This window comes from Paracoccus endophyticus (assembly GCF_003286075.1).
In the GTDB taxonomy this organism is placed as follows: Bacteria; Pseudomonadota; Alphaproteobacteria; order Rhodobacterales; family Rhodobacteraceae; genus Paracoccus; species Paracoccus endophyticus.
Map to the genome: position 1 here is coordinate 1 of NZ_QLUV01000024.1, position 14114 is coordinate 14114.

Here is a 14114-nt window from a genome sequence, read left to right on the forward strand (position 1 = left end):
GTCTTGTAGGTCAGGCGTGTGAGTCTGCTCATGCCGACCAGCTACCATACCGGACTCACGACATGAATCACGGAAGGGATTTGTGCAACAGAGCCTCTCGTCTGTGAGCGCCTTGCAGGCGGTCTGGACTTGTTGATCCTCGCCGTTCTTCTCTGCCACTAAGGCGACGGCCTTCGATAGTTCGGCGAATGTCTTGGCTCCGGCGGTTGCAGTCGTGACCTTCTTTGGCAAATCAATGCCGGCAATGGTGTTGGCGACAGCCGTTTCCTCGCTTGCTTCAAATTCGTGAATGTATCGATTGTCATACCTTCGGCTCAGGCCGAACGTCCGTGATGTTAGGGTGCCTTTCCCAAAGACGGCTTCCACTGCCCCGATATCTGCATCGCTCAGTTCAAACACTACCTGAATGGGTTTTGACTGCTCAAGGTTTTTGCCTTGGCGTTTGTGCATCTTTTCCAGCCAAGCCGGGTAGTGCCTGCCGATGCTGAAATCTACATTGCCTTGTGCTGGCTTCAGGCGGCGGAGAGCTTCAAGGAACGCGGTTTTGCCGCTCTCGTTCTTCCCCACCAGACAAGTGATGTCTGGTTGTATTTCAACGAGTGTGGAATCAAGAACGTGTTTAAAATGGTCGATTTGAACAGATTTGAGCAACATGCGCCACGCCTTCTACCTTGCCATGAGATACAACATAGTGTGCAACTTCTGCGAAAGGTTCAAGGATGTAGAAGTTGATTGGGACCCCGGGACGACTCGAACGCCTTTGCAAGATTGCTCCGCCGATCTTTCAGCGACCGTCCGCTTTCCGCCCTTCTGAACTTGCAAGGCCCAACGCCGCGGCTGGTCGGGGGCATCGCAGCAAACGTCCGCTCTGCGCCCTCACCAATCATCTTCGGCAAACCAAACGAATCAACCGCAAGTCCCGCTGGATTGCTCGCCGTGCTTGTGAGGAGGGTGGCTTCCGCCGTTCTCCTGTATTTGCACGCCACACTACGACGGCGACAGAAACCTGTTGAAGGGGCCCGTTCTGCGGCTCTTTTAGTCATCCCCATCCGGGGATCGTCTTGCTCCCTGGTGGAACGGGGGCGAGATGGCAGGTGGCGATCACAAGCAGGCAACGGTGGACCGCAGCGCGCGTATGCTCCGGACGGCGCTCGGGCCTGCCATCTCAACCCTGCTGCAGGACCCGACCGTTGTCGAGGTCATGTTGAACCCCGACGGCCGCATCTGGGTGGATCGCTTATCCGGGGGGCTGGCCGACACGGGGGAGAAGTTGGCGGCCGAGGATGGCGAACGCATCGTGCGGTTGGTCGCCCACCATGTCGGGGCGGAGGTGGACGCCCGCCGCCCCCGGGTCTCGGCGGAACTGCCCGAGACGGGTGAGCGCTTCGAGGGACTGCTGCCTCCCGTCGTGGCCGCACCTGCCTTCGCCATCCGGAAGCCCGCCGTCGCGGTATTCACGCTCGACAACTATGTGGCCACCGGCATCATGTCCGCCGGCCGGGCCGCAACGCTCCGTGCCGCCGTCGCCTCCCGCGCCAACATCCTGGTGGCCGGCGGTACCTCGACCGGCAAGACCACCCTCACCAATGCGCTGCTCGCGGAGGTCGCGAAGACGCAGGACCGCGTCGTCATCATCGAGGATACGCGCGAGCTGCAATGCGCCGCGCCTAACCTTGTGGCCATGCGGACTAAGGATGGCGTCGCCACCCTGTCGGAACTGGTGCGCTCCTCGCTGCGCCTGCGGCCGGACCGCATCCCGATCGGTGAGGTGCGTGGCCCCGAGGCGCTAGACCTCCTGAAGGCATGGGGAACCGGGCATCCCGGCGGGATCGGCACCATCCATGCCGGGTCCGCGATCGGCGCGTTGCGCCGGCTCGAGCAGCTCATCCAGGAAGCCGTCGTCGCGGTCCCGCGCGCGCTGATCGCGGAAACCATCGACATCGTGGCCGTGCTGTCCGGGCGCGGCTCCGTGCGCCGTCTGGCCGAGCTTGCCCGTGTCGATGGGCTGGGTGCGGACGGCGACTACCGGATTTCCCCCGCGCTTCCAGACCCCGCGATTTCCCGCGACACAGGAGACCCTGCATGATCCGCCGTGCCTTCCGCATCCGCCATCCTCTTGCAGCCGCCGTTGCCCTCGTCTGGGTGAGCCTGATGACGGCGCCCGCCTGGGCGGCCGGTTCCTCGATGCCGTGGGAGGCGCCGCTCCAGTCGATCCTCGAATCCGTCGAAGGGCCGGTCGCCAAGATCATCGCCGTGATCATCATCATCGTCACCGGGCTGACGCTCGCCTTCGGCGATACCGGCGGCGGCTTCCGCCGGCTGATCCAGATCGTCTTCGGCATCTCGATCGCCTTCGCGGCCTCGTCCTTCTTCCTCTCCTTCTTCAGCTTCGGCGGCGGGGCGCTGATCTGATGGCGATGAGTTTCGAGGCGCTCGACACCGTTCCAGGGTTCGCCGTCCCGGTCCACCGCGCCCTGACCGAGCCGATCCTGCTGGGCGGGGCGCCCCGCTCGGTCGCGATCCTGAATGGCACCCTCGCCGGCGCGGTCGGTCTCGGCCTGCAACTCTGGCTCGCGGGCATCCTGATCTGGGCCGTCGGCCATATCGCCGCCGTCTGGGCCGCGAAGTGCGACCCGCTCTTCGTCGAGGTGGCGCGCCGCCACCTGCGCCTGCCCGGCCATCTGTCGGTGTGAGGTCTGCCCCATGATGAACCTCGCCGAATACCGCCGGACCGCATCCCGCCTGGCCGATTACCTGCCCTGGGTGGCGCTGGTCGGTGCTGGCATCGTGTTGAACAAGGACGGCAGCTTTCAGCGCAGCGCGAAGTTCCGCGGCCCGGATCTGGATTCCGCTGTCGCCGCCGAGCTGGTCGCGGTGGCCGGGCGGCTCAACAACGCCTTCCGCCGTCTCGGCTCCGGCTGGGCGATCTTCGTCGAGGCGCAGCGGTCGGAAGCCGGAACCTATCCGGCGAGCCGGTTCCCCGATCCGGCCTCGGCGCTGATCGATGCCGAGCGCAAGGCCGATTTCGAGGAGGAAGGCAGCCACTTCGTTTCCGACTACTACCTGACCTTCCTCTGGCTTCCCCCGGTCCAGGGCGCGGCGCGCTCGGAGTCCTGGCTCTATGAGGGCCGGGAGAGCGCGGGGGTGAATCCCTGGGAACTGCTGCGCGGCTTTGCCGATCGCAGTGGCCGGGTGCTGGCGCTGCTGGACGGCTTCATGCCCGAATGCCGCTGGCTCGATGATGCCGAGACGCTGACCTACCTGCACTCGACGATCTCGACCAGGCGGCACCGCGTCCGTGTACCGGAAGCCCCGATCCACCTCGATGCGCTGCTGGCCGATCAGCCGCTGACCGGCGGGCTGGAGCCGCGTCTCGGCAATCAGCACCTGCGGGTGCTGACCATCACCGGCTTTCCGGGCGTGACCACGCCGGGCCTGCTCGACGAGATGAACCGGCTGGCCTTTCCCTATCGCTGGTCCAGCCGTGCAATCCTCATGGACAAGGTGGATGCCACGCGGCTGCTGACCCGGATCAGGCGGCAGTGGTTTGCCAAGCGCAAGAGCATCGCCGCCATCCTCAAGGAGGTGATGACCAGCGAGCCATCCGCGCTGGTGGACACCGATGCCGCGAACAAGGCCGCCGACGCCGACATGGCCTTGCAGGAACTCGGCGCCGACGTGGCCGGCATGGCTTATGTCACGGCAACGGTGACCGTCTGGGATGCGGACGCCCGCCGCGCCGACGAGAAGCTGCGACTGGTCGAGAAGATCATCCAGTCCCGCGATTTCAGCGTCATGGTCGAGACGGTCAATGCCGTCGACGCCTGGCTCGGCAGCCTGCCGGGACACGCCTATGCCAATGTCCGGCAGCCTCCGGTCTCGACCCTCAACCTTGCCCATTTGATCCCGTCGTCCGCCGTATGGGCGGGCGCGGCGCGGGACGAGCATTTCGGCGCACCGCCGCTGCTCTACGGAAGGACCGAGGGCTCGACGCCGTTCCGGTTCTCCCTCCATGTCGGCGACGTGGGGCATACTCTCGTCGTCGGTCCGACCGGCGCGGGCAAGTCCGTGCTGCTGGCGCTGATGGCACTGCAGTTCCGGCGCTATGCCCGGAGCCAGATCTTCGCCTTCGACTTCGGCGGCTCTATCCGCGCGGCAGCCCTCGCCATGGGCGGCGACTGGCACGATCTCGGCGGTGAGCTGACCGATGCGGCCGAGGCGTCCGTGTCGCTGCAGCCGCTGGCCCGCATCCACGAGACCGCCGAGCGGGCCTGGGCCGCGGACTGGATCGTGGCGATCCTCATGCGCGAGAACATCCAGATCACGCCGGAGGTCAAGGAGCACCTCTGGACGGCGCTGACCTCGCTTGCCTCTGCTCCCGTCGGCGAACGCACCATCACCGGCCTTGCCGTGCTGCTTCAGTCCAATGACCTGAAGCAGGCGCTGCGGTCCTACTGCGTGGGTGGCCCCTACGGGCGCCTCCTCGATGCCGAGGGCGAACATCTCGGCTCGGCCGATGTGCAGGCCTTCGAGATCGAGGGGCTGGTGGGGACCGGCGCCGCGCCGGCCGTCCTGTCCTATCTGTTCCACCGCATCGGCGACCGTCTCGATGGCCGGCCGACACTGCTCATCATCGACGAGGGCTGGCTGGCGCTGGATGACGACGCCTTCGCGGGCCAGCTCCGCGAATGGCTAAAGACGCTGAGGAAGAAGAACGCCAGCGTTATCTTCGCCACCCAGAGCCTCAGCGACATCGACGGCAGCGATATCGCCGCGGCGATCATCGAGAGCTGTCCGACGCGGCTCCTGCTGCCGAACGAACGGGCCGTCGAGCCGCAGATCACCGCGATCTATCGCCGCTTCGGCCTGAATGACCGCCAGATCGAGATCCTCGCGCGGGCCACGCCGAAGCGGGACTATTACTGCCAGTCGCGGCGCGGCAATCGTCTGTTTGAGCTGGGCCTCAGCGACATCGGTCTCGCGCTCTCCGCGGCCTCCTCGAAGAGCGATCAGACCCGGATCAGCGCCATCCTCGCCGAGCATGGTCGCGACGGCTTCCTCGACGCCTGGCTCAGGGCGCGCGGCGTGGAATGGGCCGCCGAGCTGATCCCGGACCTCACCAATCTCGCTGCCGACGATGAGGAGCACCGCACCATCATCCCCGAGGACGGCGACGTCGAATTCATCCTGGACGAAGAGGAGACCAGCCATGACCCGTAATCCTGTCCCTCGCCTTGCCCGCGCATCAATGCTGGCACTGGCGCTTGCCATGCCTGCCGTGATCTCGCCCATGCTGGCGAGCCCGGCGCACGCGTGGCGCATCGTCTATGACCCGTCGAACTATGCGCAGAACGTGCTGACCGCCGCCCGCACGCTGGAGCAGATCACCAATCAGATCACCCAGCTTCAGAACGAAGCCCAGATGCTGATCAACCAGGCCCGCAATCTCGCGAGCCTGCCCCACAGCTCGCTTCAGCAGCTCCAGCAGAACGTCCAGCGCACCGAAGCGCTGCTCGGTGAGGCCCAGAACATCGCCTTCGACGTGCAGAACATCGACCAGGCGTTCCAGCAGGACTACGGCAACCTGTCCCCGACCGCCCCCGACGCCGAGCTGATTGCCGACGCGCGCAGCCGCTGGGAGACCACGGTCGGCGGGTTGCAGGACGCCATGCGGGTCCAGGCTGGCGTGGTCGGGAATATAGACTCGGGCCGGGCCGAGATGGCCGCCCTCGTCGGCGAAAGCCAGAATGCTGTCGGCGCACTGCAGGCAACCCAGGCCGGCAACCAACTCCTCGCACTGCAGTCGCAACAGCTATCCGACCTGATCGCGGTCGTCTCGGCCAATGGCCGGGCGGAGGCTCTCACGGAGGCGGAACGCGCGACCGCTGCAGAGCAGGGGCGCATCCAGCGTGAGCGCTTCCTCGCGCCGGGGTCCGGCTACCAGCCGGGCAACGCGCGGATGTTCAACTGAGGCGGGGAGGGGAGGGGGTCGTGGAAGGGAAGGTGCTGGCCAGGGTCGCGGCCATCCTGTTCGTCGCCGTGGTCATCGCGGCAACGGTCATCGAGATGACCCGCAAGGAGGTTGACCTCCCGGTGCCTTCGACTCCCACGCTCCAGTCCGCGGCCGATTCCCTGCGACAAGGGCAGCGCCGCTGCCAGGAGATGGGCGAAGCCGCGGCCAAGGACGCGGAATGCCTGCGGATCTGGGCCGAGACCCGCGACCGCTTCCTCGGCCGGACGCCCCCGCCGCTGGGCCCCGCCGCCACAAGCGCCGGACAGTAGGACCGATGGGCGGCACCGGCATCATCGACAGCTTTCTGGGAATCTTCACCTCCTACATCGACTCCGGCTTCGGTCTGCTCGGCGGTGAGGTCACGTTCATCGCCACCACGCTGATCGTCATCGACGTCACCCTGGCCGCGCTGTTCTGGGCTTGGGGCGCCGAGGACGACATCATCGCGAGACTGGTGAAGAAGACCCTGTTTGTCGGCGTCTTCGCCTACATCATCTCGAATTGGACCAGTCTCGCCCGGATCGTCTTCGAGAGCTTCGCCGGCCTCGGCCTCATGGCCTCGGGCACCGGCTTCTCGACCGCCGATCTGCTGCGCCCCGGCCGCGTTGCCCAGACCGGCCTCGATGCCGGGCGGCCGCTGCTGGACTCCATCTCCGATCTGATGGGCTGGGTCGCCGTCTTCGAGAACCTCGTGCAGATCCTCTGCCTGTTCTTCGCCTGGGCGCTGGTGATCCTCGCCTTCTTCATCCTCGCGATCCAGCTCTTCGTCACCCTGATCGAGTTCAAGCTGACCACGCTGGCGAGCTTCGTCCTGATCCCCTTCGGTCTCTTCGGAAAAACGGCCTTCATGGCCGAGCGTGTGCTCGGCAACGTCATCTCCTCGGGCATCAAGGTGCTGGTCCTGGCCGTGATCATCGGCATCGGCTCGACGCTCTTCGGGCAATTCACCGCCGGCTTCGGCGGCGCGACCCCGACCATCGATGACGCCATGGCGATCGTGCTCGCGGCTCTTTCCCTTCTCGGCCTGGGCATCTTTGGCCCCGGCATCGCCACCGGCCTCGTCTCGGGCGGCCCGCAGCTTGGCGCCGGCGCGGCCGTCGGCACCGGCCTCGGCGCAGGAGGCGCAGCACTTGCCGCCGGAGGCGCGACGATGCTCGCGGCGAAGGGTGGCGCTGCTGCACTCTCCGGTGGCGCTGCTCTCGCGCGCGGCGGAGCCTCGGCCGCCGGTGCAGCGTCCTCGGCCTATACTCTCGGCTCGCTGGGGAGCTCAGGGGCACCCGGCGCCGCCTCCGGTCTCGGCGGCGTGGCCCGCGTGGGTGGCGCCGCGGTGGCTTCCCCTCTCAAGCGCGCCGCCGCCCGCGCCACCGACAGCCTGAAATCTTCCTATGCCGATGGGGCGAGAACCGGCTTCGCAGCGACGGGCGGCAGCTCGTCCATGGGCACCCTCGGCGGTGCGGTGGGTGCTTCGGCTCCCAACGCGTCCGTGCCGGCGCTCGACGCTGGCACGCCTCCCGCCTGGGCGCAGCGCATGCACCGCGGCCGGGCGGTGCGCCACGGCGTCACCGCTGCCGCCCATGCAGTCCGGTCCGGCGACAGCCACGGCCCCGGATCCTCCGTCAGCCTTTCCGAAAGCGACCGCTCATGAACCTCTTCAGGCGACCATCGACCCATTACGGCAAGACCCCGGAACCCGTCACACCCTATCAGAAGGCAGCCCAGGTCTGGGACGAGCGCATCGGCTCGGCCCGCGTACAGGCGAAGAACTGGCGCTACATGGCCTTCGGCTGCCTGATCCTCTCGGCCGGTTTCGCCGCGGCGCTGGTCTGGCAATCGGCCCGGGGGACCGTGGTGCCCTGGGTGGTGCAGGTCGACGATCTCGGACAGGCGCAGGCCGTTGCTCCCGCCGCGGCCGATTATCGGCCGACCGATCCGCAGATCGCCTTCCATCTCGGCCGCTTCATCGAGCAGGTCCGCGCGATCCCGGCCGACGCCATCATCGTCCGCCAGAACTGGCTCCGGGCCTATGAGTTCACCACCGACCGCGGCGCGGCGGGGCTCAACGATTATGCCCGCGCCAGCGACCCCTTCACCAGGGTCGGCCGCAGTCAGGTTGCCGTGGAGGTGTCATCGGTCATCCGGGCCTCGCCCGACAGCTTCCGCGTGGCCTGGACGGAACGGCATTACGAGAACGGCCAGCTTTCCACCACCGAGCGATGGACCGCGATCCTGACCATCGTGATCCAGACCCCGCGCGACGCCGAACGGCTGCGCGCCAATCCGCTCGGGATCTACGTCAACGCCATCAACTGGTCGCGGGAGATGAGTCAATGACCCTCACGACTCTCCGTCAACCCGCTTCCGCGGCCCTGCTGCTTTCCGCGACCCTGCTGGCCGGCTGCGCCGCCAACAGGACGCCGCAGTTCAGCTACGACGCCAACGTGCCGCCGCTGCCGGTCGTGCAGGCTGCCGTGATCGATGACCGGCCCCGGCCGCTGCACACGCCTCCGGCCTGGAGGGTCGCGCGAGGCGGTGCCGCCGCCAGTGCGCCGACTGCCCGGGTCGAGAACGCCAATGCCGCCGCCCGCGTCGAGCCGCGCCGCGAGGGCTATCACAACGCCATCCAGATCTATCCCTGGAGCGAGGGCGCGCTCTATCAGGTCTATGCCGCGCCCGGCCAGATCACGGACATCGCGCTCGAGCCGGGTGAGAGCCTGACCGGCGCAGGACCGATCGCGGCCGGCGACACGGCCCGCTGGATCATCGGCGACACCGAAAGCGGCTCGGGTGCGAACCGCCGCGTCCATATCCTCGTCAAGCCGACGCGCCCGGATATTTCCACGAATCTCGTCGTCTCGACCGACCGCCGCAGCTACATGATCGAGCTGCGCGCGCGCGAAGCGCTCTACATGCCCTCCGTGGCCTGGGCCTATCCTGAACCGCCGGCCGGACAACGCCGGCATGGGCCCGCGGCTCCCGTGATCCCGGGCGAGGCGGCGCGCAACTATCGCTACGGTCTTCAGGGAGACGACGCGCCATGGCGGCCGATCTCCGTCTTCGACGACGGCCGTCGCGTCTATGTCGTCTTCCCTCGCGGTATTGCGCAGGGCGAGATGCCGCCCCTCTTCGTTCTCGGCACCGACGGTGAGGTGCAGGTCGTCAACAGCCGCGTCCATCAGAACATCCTGATCGTCGACCGCCTGTTCGGTGCCGCCGAGCTGCGACTCGGCAGCGTGGACCGTCAGCAGGTCGTCAGGATCGTGCGCCTGGAACCAAGGCGGACCGCAGCCCGATCGACCCTCGCGGCTGCGGAAGGACCGTCCTCATGAGCGATGCCGAGACCGGCGCGCCGATGCGGCTGCGCGCCGAGCCGCCGCGGGTCACCCGCCTGTCCCGCAAGGTCCTGGCAGGCGTCGGCGCCGTCGCACTTCTCGGCATCGGCGGAGCGGTGATCTACGCGCTGCAGGTTCCCGATGCCGGGCCGGGCGGCGAGGAGCTCTACTCGACCGAGAACCGTCCCACGGCGGACGGCCTCTCCGGCCTTCCGCGCGACTATACCGGCCCGATCCTGGGGCCGGCGCTGCCCGGGGACCTGGGCCGTCCGATCCTTGAGGCGCAGAGCCGCGGTCAGCCGGTTGCACCACCCGCGATCGCCGCGCCAGCCGCTGATCCCGAGGAACAGCGGCGTCTGGCCGAGGAGGAAGCCGCGCGCCTGAGCAACGTGTTCTTTCCAGCTGGAACACGCCCAGGGGCTGCCCCTGGCACGGCCATGCTCGGTTCTGGCGGTGCCAGTCCGTCCGGCGAGCCGGCCACACAGGATCGGCATATGGCCTTTCTCGGCGGCCCGGCGGACCGGCAGACTGTCTCCTCTGATCGGCTCGCGCGGCCGGCGTCGCCCTATCTCCTTCAGGCCGGTGCCGTGATCCCGGCCGCGCTGGTCACCGGCATCCGCTCGGACCTGCCGGGCCAGGTCACGGCTCAGGTGACGGAGAATGTCTATGACAGCCCGACCGGCAGCCTGCTCCTGATCCCGCAGGGCACCCGCATCATCGGCCAGTACGACAGCGGCGTGACCTTCGGTCAGCGCAGGGTGCTGCTGGTCTGGAACCGCCTCATCCTGCCGGATGGCCGCTCCATCGTGCTGGAGCGGCTGCCGGGCGCGGACGCGTCCGGCTACACCGGGCTGGAGGATGGGGTCGATTATCACTGGTGGGATCTGATGAAGGCGGCCGGCCTCTCGACGCTCCTCGCGGTAGGAACCCAGCGCGCCACCAGCGGCGAAGACCAACTGATCCGCGCTATCCGCGACGGCGCGCAGGATACCATCAATCACGCCGGCCAGCAGATCGTCGCGCGCCAGCTGCAGGTGGCACCAACGCTCACGATCCGCCCGGGCTTCCCGCTCAGGGTCATCGTCACCCGCGATCTTGTCTTCGAGCCTGCCGGAGGTTGACCATGGCAAAGCTGAAGCTCGGCCCCATTCTCGACGACAAGTCGGTCAAGGTGACCGTCGAACTGCCGGGGCCGCTCCACCGCGATCTTGTCGCCTATGCCGAGGTGCTGGCCCGCGAGACCGGCCAGTCCGCCGCCGATCCGATGAAGCTGATTGTGCCGATGCTGGAGCGTTTCATGGCAACAGATCGCGGGTTTGCCAGGGCGCGGCGAAGTGCTCAGTCTCCGACGTCCGAGGTTTGAGGGTGCTGTCCTTCTGTCGTCGCCTTTCCTCTTGCCATGCTGAGCAGACGGCGGAATGCGGGATTGTCGTTCCTTGGGGACCAGACGGCGGAGAACGGCAGGATCTCCCCGGCGATGGGCCGGTAGGTAATGCCGGGCAGCCGAGCGACCGTCATGGCCTCGCTCACGAGGGTCAGGCCGCGGCCAATTGCAACCAGCGGGAGCAGATTATCCCGACCAACCGACTGCACGTGAATTTCCGGGTGCCAGCCGAGGTCTGCCAGGCGTCGCACCAGATGGTCGTGGATCTCTTGGCCTGGCGCGGCCTCGCTGACGATGAACGGCTCGTCGACCAGATCATGCCAAGTCAGCTCCTCGAGAGCGCTGAGCGCGTGACGATCCGGCAGGACGGCAAAGACGCGTTCTGACCACAGGCGCACGCTGTCGCAATCCGGCCAGTCCCGCGTTCCCGTCAGAAAGGCGACGTCGAGCCTTAGTTGACGGATGGCGGCGACATGCTCGTCGGGATTGCCGTCGATCAACCCGATCTGCACTTTGGCGTGCCGATGGCCATAGGCTTGCAGCAGCTCGGCCAGGAATCCAGAGGCGATCGAAGAATAGATGCCGATCCTGACGCTGCCGTTCTCAGCACGGCCGAGCGAGGCGATGTCTTGCGCGCCCTCGCCGAGGCTTCTGATAATCTGACGCACACGGCGCAGGAAGCGCTTCCCGGCAAAGGTGAGACGAACACCTCCGCTATGGCGATGGAACAACGCCGCGCCCAACTGATCTTCGAGATCGCGGATGCGGCGGCTGATGGCCGATTCATGAACGCCGATGGCAGCACCCGCCTTGCGGAAACTGCCTTGTTCGGCCGCGGCCACGAAGTACCGAAGATGGCGAAGTTCGATCGTACTAGCGTGCTTCGCCATCCTCATGGTCAAACAGTCGCCTTCATTCTTAAGAGCATAGCAAACGCGGCGGCGAGGCTGCCGGAGTTGCCCGCAGTGGCACGCCAAAACGTGAGTTGTGTGCCATGCCGTGTCGGGAAAGCGGCATCTGGCGACGACCTACACCGCGATGGTGGCAGTCCGGGTAGTGACCTGCTCATAAACAGCATCTCTGATGTCGGTCACAAATGCGCCGACCATGCGAACGACAGGGAGCCGGCCGAAAAGAGATCGGCATCGTTCAACGACCATTGCCCGTATTGAGGTTGGCGCCGGAGCCTGCTCCGGCGCCGCTAATTCAGCGGTTCGCGCCGCCGTAGACGATGCCATTCGGGCGATCGCCGACCGGCACAGTCCTGACCACGTCCTGGCTCTCGACGTCGATGATCGAGACGCTGTCGTCGGCGATGTTGGTCACGAACACGTAAGCCCCGTCCGCCGATGCCGACACGCCATGGGCGCCGCCGCCGGTGGTGATCGTCTTCACGACCTCTCCCGTCGCCGTGTCGATCACGGACACCGTGTCGTTCGGCTCCGCGTCGGTGCCCTGGTTAGCCACGTAGACGTGGGCTCCGTCCGGCGTCGCGAACATCTGGATCGGGTTCGGCCCCACGTCGATCCTGCTCGTCACCACGCGGGGCGAGGTGTCGATGACGGCCACGCGGTTCTCGTCCCGCAGCGAGACGTAGACCTGATCGCCTGACGGCGTGAACCCGACCTGAACGGGCGTTGCACCCACCGGGATGCGCGCAACCTCCGTCAGGTCCTGCGTGTCGATGACGGAAACCGAGCCGTCCTCGACATTGGCCACATAGAGCTCGCTCTTATCCGGGCTGAGGCGCAGCCCGTGCGGATAGGCGCCGGTTGCGATGCGCCCGATCACCGAAGCCGCAGCGAGATCGACGACCGCAATCTCGTTCCCGCCGGACAGCGAAACATAGGCGCGCCCGTTGCGGTCGGCGACGACATGCGCCGGATGCCCCCCGACTTCAACCGTGGCGACGGGTTGCGACAGTCGCTCCGGATCGAGCACCACCAGAACCCCTCCGCGCGCATCAGGGTCGGCATGTCCATCGTCAGCCGATCCGTGCGCGTGATCGGCGGCAGGGCTCCCGACCGCGAGCAGCAGATTTCCCTCCGACGTCAGATCGACGTTGTGGGGCGACACCCCGACGTCAACGGTCTCGACCGAACCCGTGCCGAGATCGATGGCGCTGATCGAATTGCCGCCCTCGTTGGCGGAGTAGACGGTCCCGCCGGTCTGACCGAGGGCGGTTGGTGCCTCGCCGGCGTTCGTCTCCAGCCAGGCCTGCATTTCGGCGATCTCGCCTTCCTGCGCCGCGATGATCTGGTCCGCCCATGCCCTGGTCTGCGGATCGTCGCCGTATTGCTGGACGATCTTCGCCATGTCGATCGCACCCTGATGATGCGGGATCATGCCCCGGACGAAGGCGACGTCCGGGTCGTCGGCCATGACACCTTCCATCATCGGTCCGTGCATTTCATTCATCGAGGCGACGTAGGCCTGCGTGAAGTCGGGAGCGCCCAAGAGGCTCGTTGCGACGCCGTCGGCGCCGGGTGCCGCCATCCCGCCGTGCATGCCCCCCGGCATCATGTGCTGCATCGCCGGTATCATGGCCTGGCCATGCTCGGGCATTCCCTGCATGCTGGGCATTGGAGACGTGGGCGCGGGAGCCGGTTCCGCTTGGGCGGACGGGGTTCCCGGGTGGTGGGTGTCATGTTCGGCCTGGGCGAGAGCAGCGCCCGGCAGGCCCGCCAGCAGGCTGACGGAAAGAACAATTGCAGTTCGGTTCATGGGTTTTCATCCTTTGGCACCGGAGCGCCGGCGTCACATGCGCGGACGCGCGTCTCCGAAAATTCGTCTAGGCTCGAGGTGCGCGCTTGCCGGCAGTTGCGCAGGAGCGGCCGTCACGCAGCGATCGGACGAGGCGGCCTCAGGATTCCTTCGGGAGATCGTTCCCACGGGTCACGGTGCATGACCCTGAACGGTTCACCATTCACGGACGGCCCGAACGTCAGCGGCTCCACGAGAACAGCAGCTATCAGACAGAATTGGCAATCCACCGCGCTCAGTCTCATGTCGTCGCTCACGCTGTCTGCAGCGGGACCCGTCCCACCATCATCCGTCGCGTGATTTTGGGGGCAATGGCTGACCTTAGCGGCAGCTCGATCCTGGTGGACGGAGTGCCCACCGGGACTGGCGTGCGCAGCAGGCTGCAAGGCGACAAGGCCCACCACCATCAGCAGCAGACCCAACCGGCACAGCAACGCGCACCGCGCCAGACTAGAGACGGGGTGGGATCGTCGGGTCATACCTTGACCGCCCTGAGCCTGAGGGCGTTGAACACCACCGAGACTGACGATGCGCTCATCGCAAAGGCCGCGAACATCGGGCTGATGAGGATGCCGAAGAAGGGATAGAGCAGTCCCGCTGCGATCGGCACGCCGGCGGCGTTGTA

At 66.8% G+C, this 14114-nt stretch carries 14 protein-coding genes and 1 pseudogene; 11 read left to right on the forward strand and 4 right to left on the reverse strand.

Going from position 1 to position 14114, the window contains the following annotated elements; genetic code table 11:
* On the reverse strand, positions 1 to 654 hold a 654-nt coding region (locus tag DPQ23_RS14460; RefSeq protein ID WP_162630778.1), incomplete at its 3' end, for an AAA family ATPase.
* A gap of 481 nt (positions 655 to 1135) precedes the next feature.
* Between DPQ23_RS14460 and trbB the strand changes: the two genes are divergently transcribed.
* The 11 genes from trbB to DPQ23_RS14515 are packed head-to-tail and all read left to right on the forward strand — an operon-like array spanning position 1136 to position 10705.
* Positions 1136 to 2086 (forward strand): P-type conjugative transfer ATPase TrbB, encoded by a 951-nt coding sequence (trbB, locus tag DPQ23_RS14465; RefSeq protein ID WP_476704033.1) that lies wholly within the window; start codon positions 1136 to 1138, stop codon positions 2084 to 2086.
* Positions 2083 to 2412 (forward strand): TrbC/VirB2 family type IV secretion system protein, encoded by a 330-nt coding sequence (locus DPQ23_RS14470; protein WP_112875488.1) that lies wholly within the window; start codon positions 2083 to 2085, stop codon positions 2410 to 2412. The genes trbB and DPQ23_RS14470 overlap by 4 nt, the downstream gene beginning before the upstream one ends.
* A complete protein-coding gene (locus DPQ23_RS14475; protein WP_112875489.1) occupies positions 2412 to 2693 on the forward strand; it encodes a VirB3 family type IV secretion system protein in 282 nt (93 codons plus the stop codon). The genes DPQ23_RS14470 and DPQ23_RS14475 overlap by 1 nt, the downstream gene beginning before the upstream one ends.
* Positions 2694 to 2703: 10 nt before the next feature.
* On the forward strand, positions 2704 to 5220 hold the full coding sequence (gene trbE / locus DPQ23_RS14480) for a conjugal transfer protein TrbE (RefSeq protein ID WP_112875490.1): 2517 nt from the start codon (positions 2704 to 2706) through the stop codon (positions 5218 to 5220).
* Positions 5210 to 5971, forward strand: a complete 762-nt coding sequence (trbJ, locus tag DPQ23_RS14485) for a P-type conjugative transfer protein TrbJ (RefSeq protein WP_112875491.1) — start codon at positions 5210 to 5212, stop codon at positions 5969 to 5971. The genes trbE and trbJ overlap by 11 nt, the downstream gene beginning before the upstream one ends.
* Positions 5972 to 5991: 20 nt before the next feature.
* Positions 5992 to 6282 carry a putative entry exclusion protein TrbK-alt gene (gene trbK-alt / locus DPQ23_RS14490; protein WP_112875492.1) on the forward strand — a complete coding sequence of 97 codons (291 nt, stop codon included), beginning with the start codon at positions 5992 to 5994 and terminating at the stop codon, positions 6280 to 6282.
* Positions 6283 to 6287: 5 nt separating this feature from the next.
* Entirely contained in the window at positions 6288 to 7658 is a 1371-nt protein-coding gene (gene trbL / locus DPQ23_RS14495) for a P-type conjugative transfer protein TrbL (RefSeq protein ID WP_112875493.1), read from the forward strand.
* Positions 7655 to 8344, forward strand: coding sequence for a conjugal transfer protein TrbF (gene trbF / locus DPQ23_RS14500; protein WP_112875494.1), 690 nt, complete (start codon positions 7655 to 7657; stop codon positions 8342 to 8344). The genes trbL and trbF overlap by 4 nt, the downstream gene beginning before the upstream one ends.
* Positions 8341 to 9339, forward strand: coding sequence for a P-type conjugative transfer protein TrbG (gene trbG, locus DPQ23_RS14505; RefSeq protein ID WP_112875495.1), 999 nt, complete (start codon positions 8341 to 8343; stop codon positions 9337 to 9339). The genes trbF and trbG overlap by 4 nt, the downstream gene beginning before the upstream one ends.
* Positions 9336 to 10463, forward strand: a complete 1128-nt coding sequence (locus DPQ23_RS14510) for a TraB/TrbI/VirB10 family type IV secretion system protein (RefSeq protein WP_112875496.1) — start codon at positions 9336 to 9338, stop codon at positions 10461 to 10463. The genes trbG and DPQ23_RS14510 overlap by 4 nt, the downstream gene beginning before the upstream one ends.
* Before the next feature lie 2 nt (positions 10464 to 10465).
* Complete coding sequence (locus DPQ23_RS14515; protein WP_112875497.1) at positions 10466 to 10705, forward strand: DUF2274 domain-containing protein; 240 nt, start codon at positions 10466 to 10468, stop codon at positions 10703 to 10705.
* Here the strand turns inward: DPQ23_RS14515 and DPQ23_RS14520 are convergent.
* The 3 genes and pseudogenes from DPQ23_RS14520 to DPQ23_RS15990 all read right to left on the reverse strand — a co-directional run.
* Entirely contained in the window at positions 10681 to 11622 is a 942-nt protein-coding gene (locus DPQ23_RS14520; protein ID WP_205961476.1) for a LysR family transcriptional regulator, read from the reverse strand. The genes DPQ23_RS14515 and DPQ23_RS14520 overlap by 25 nt on opposite strands.
* 310 nt (positions 11623 to 11932) lie before the next feature.
* Entirely contained in the window at positions 11933 to 13450 is a 1518-nt protein-coding gene (gene copM / locus DPQ23_RS14525; RefSeq protein WP_112875498.1) for a CopM family metallochaperone, read from the reverse strand.
* Positions 13451 to 13964: 514 nt separating this feature from the next.
* Positions 13965 to 14114, reverse strand: a pseudogene (locus DPQ23_RS15990) (copper-transporting ATPase); the annotation flags it as partial.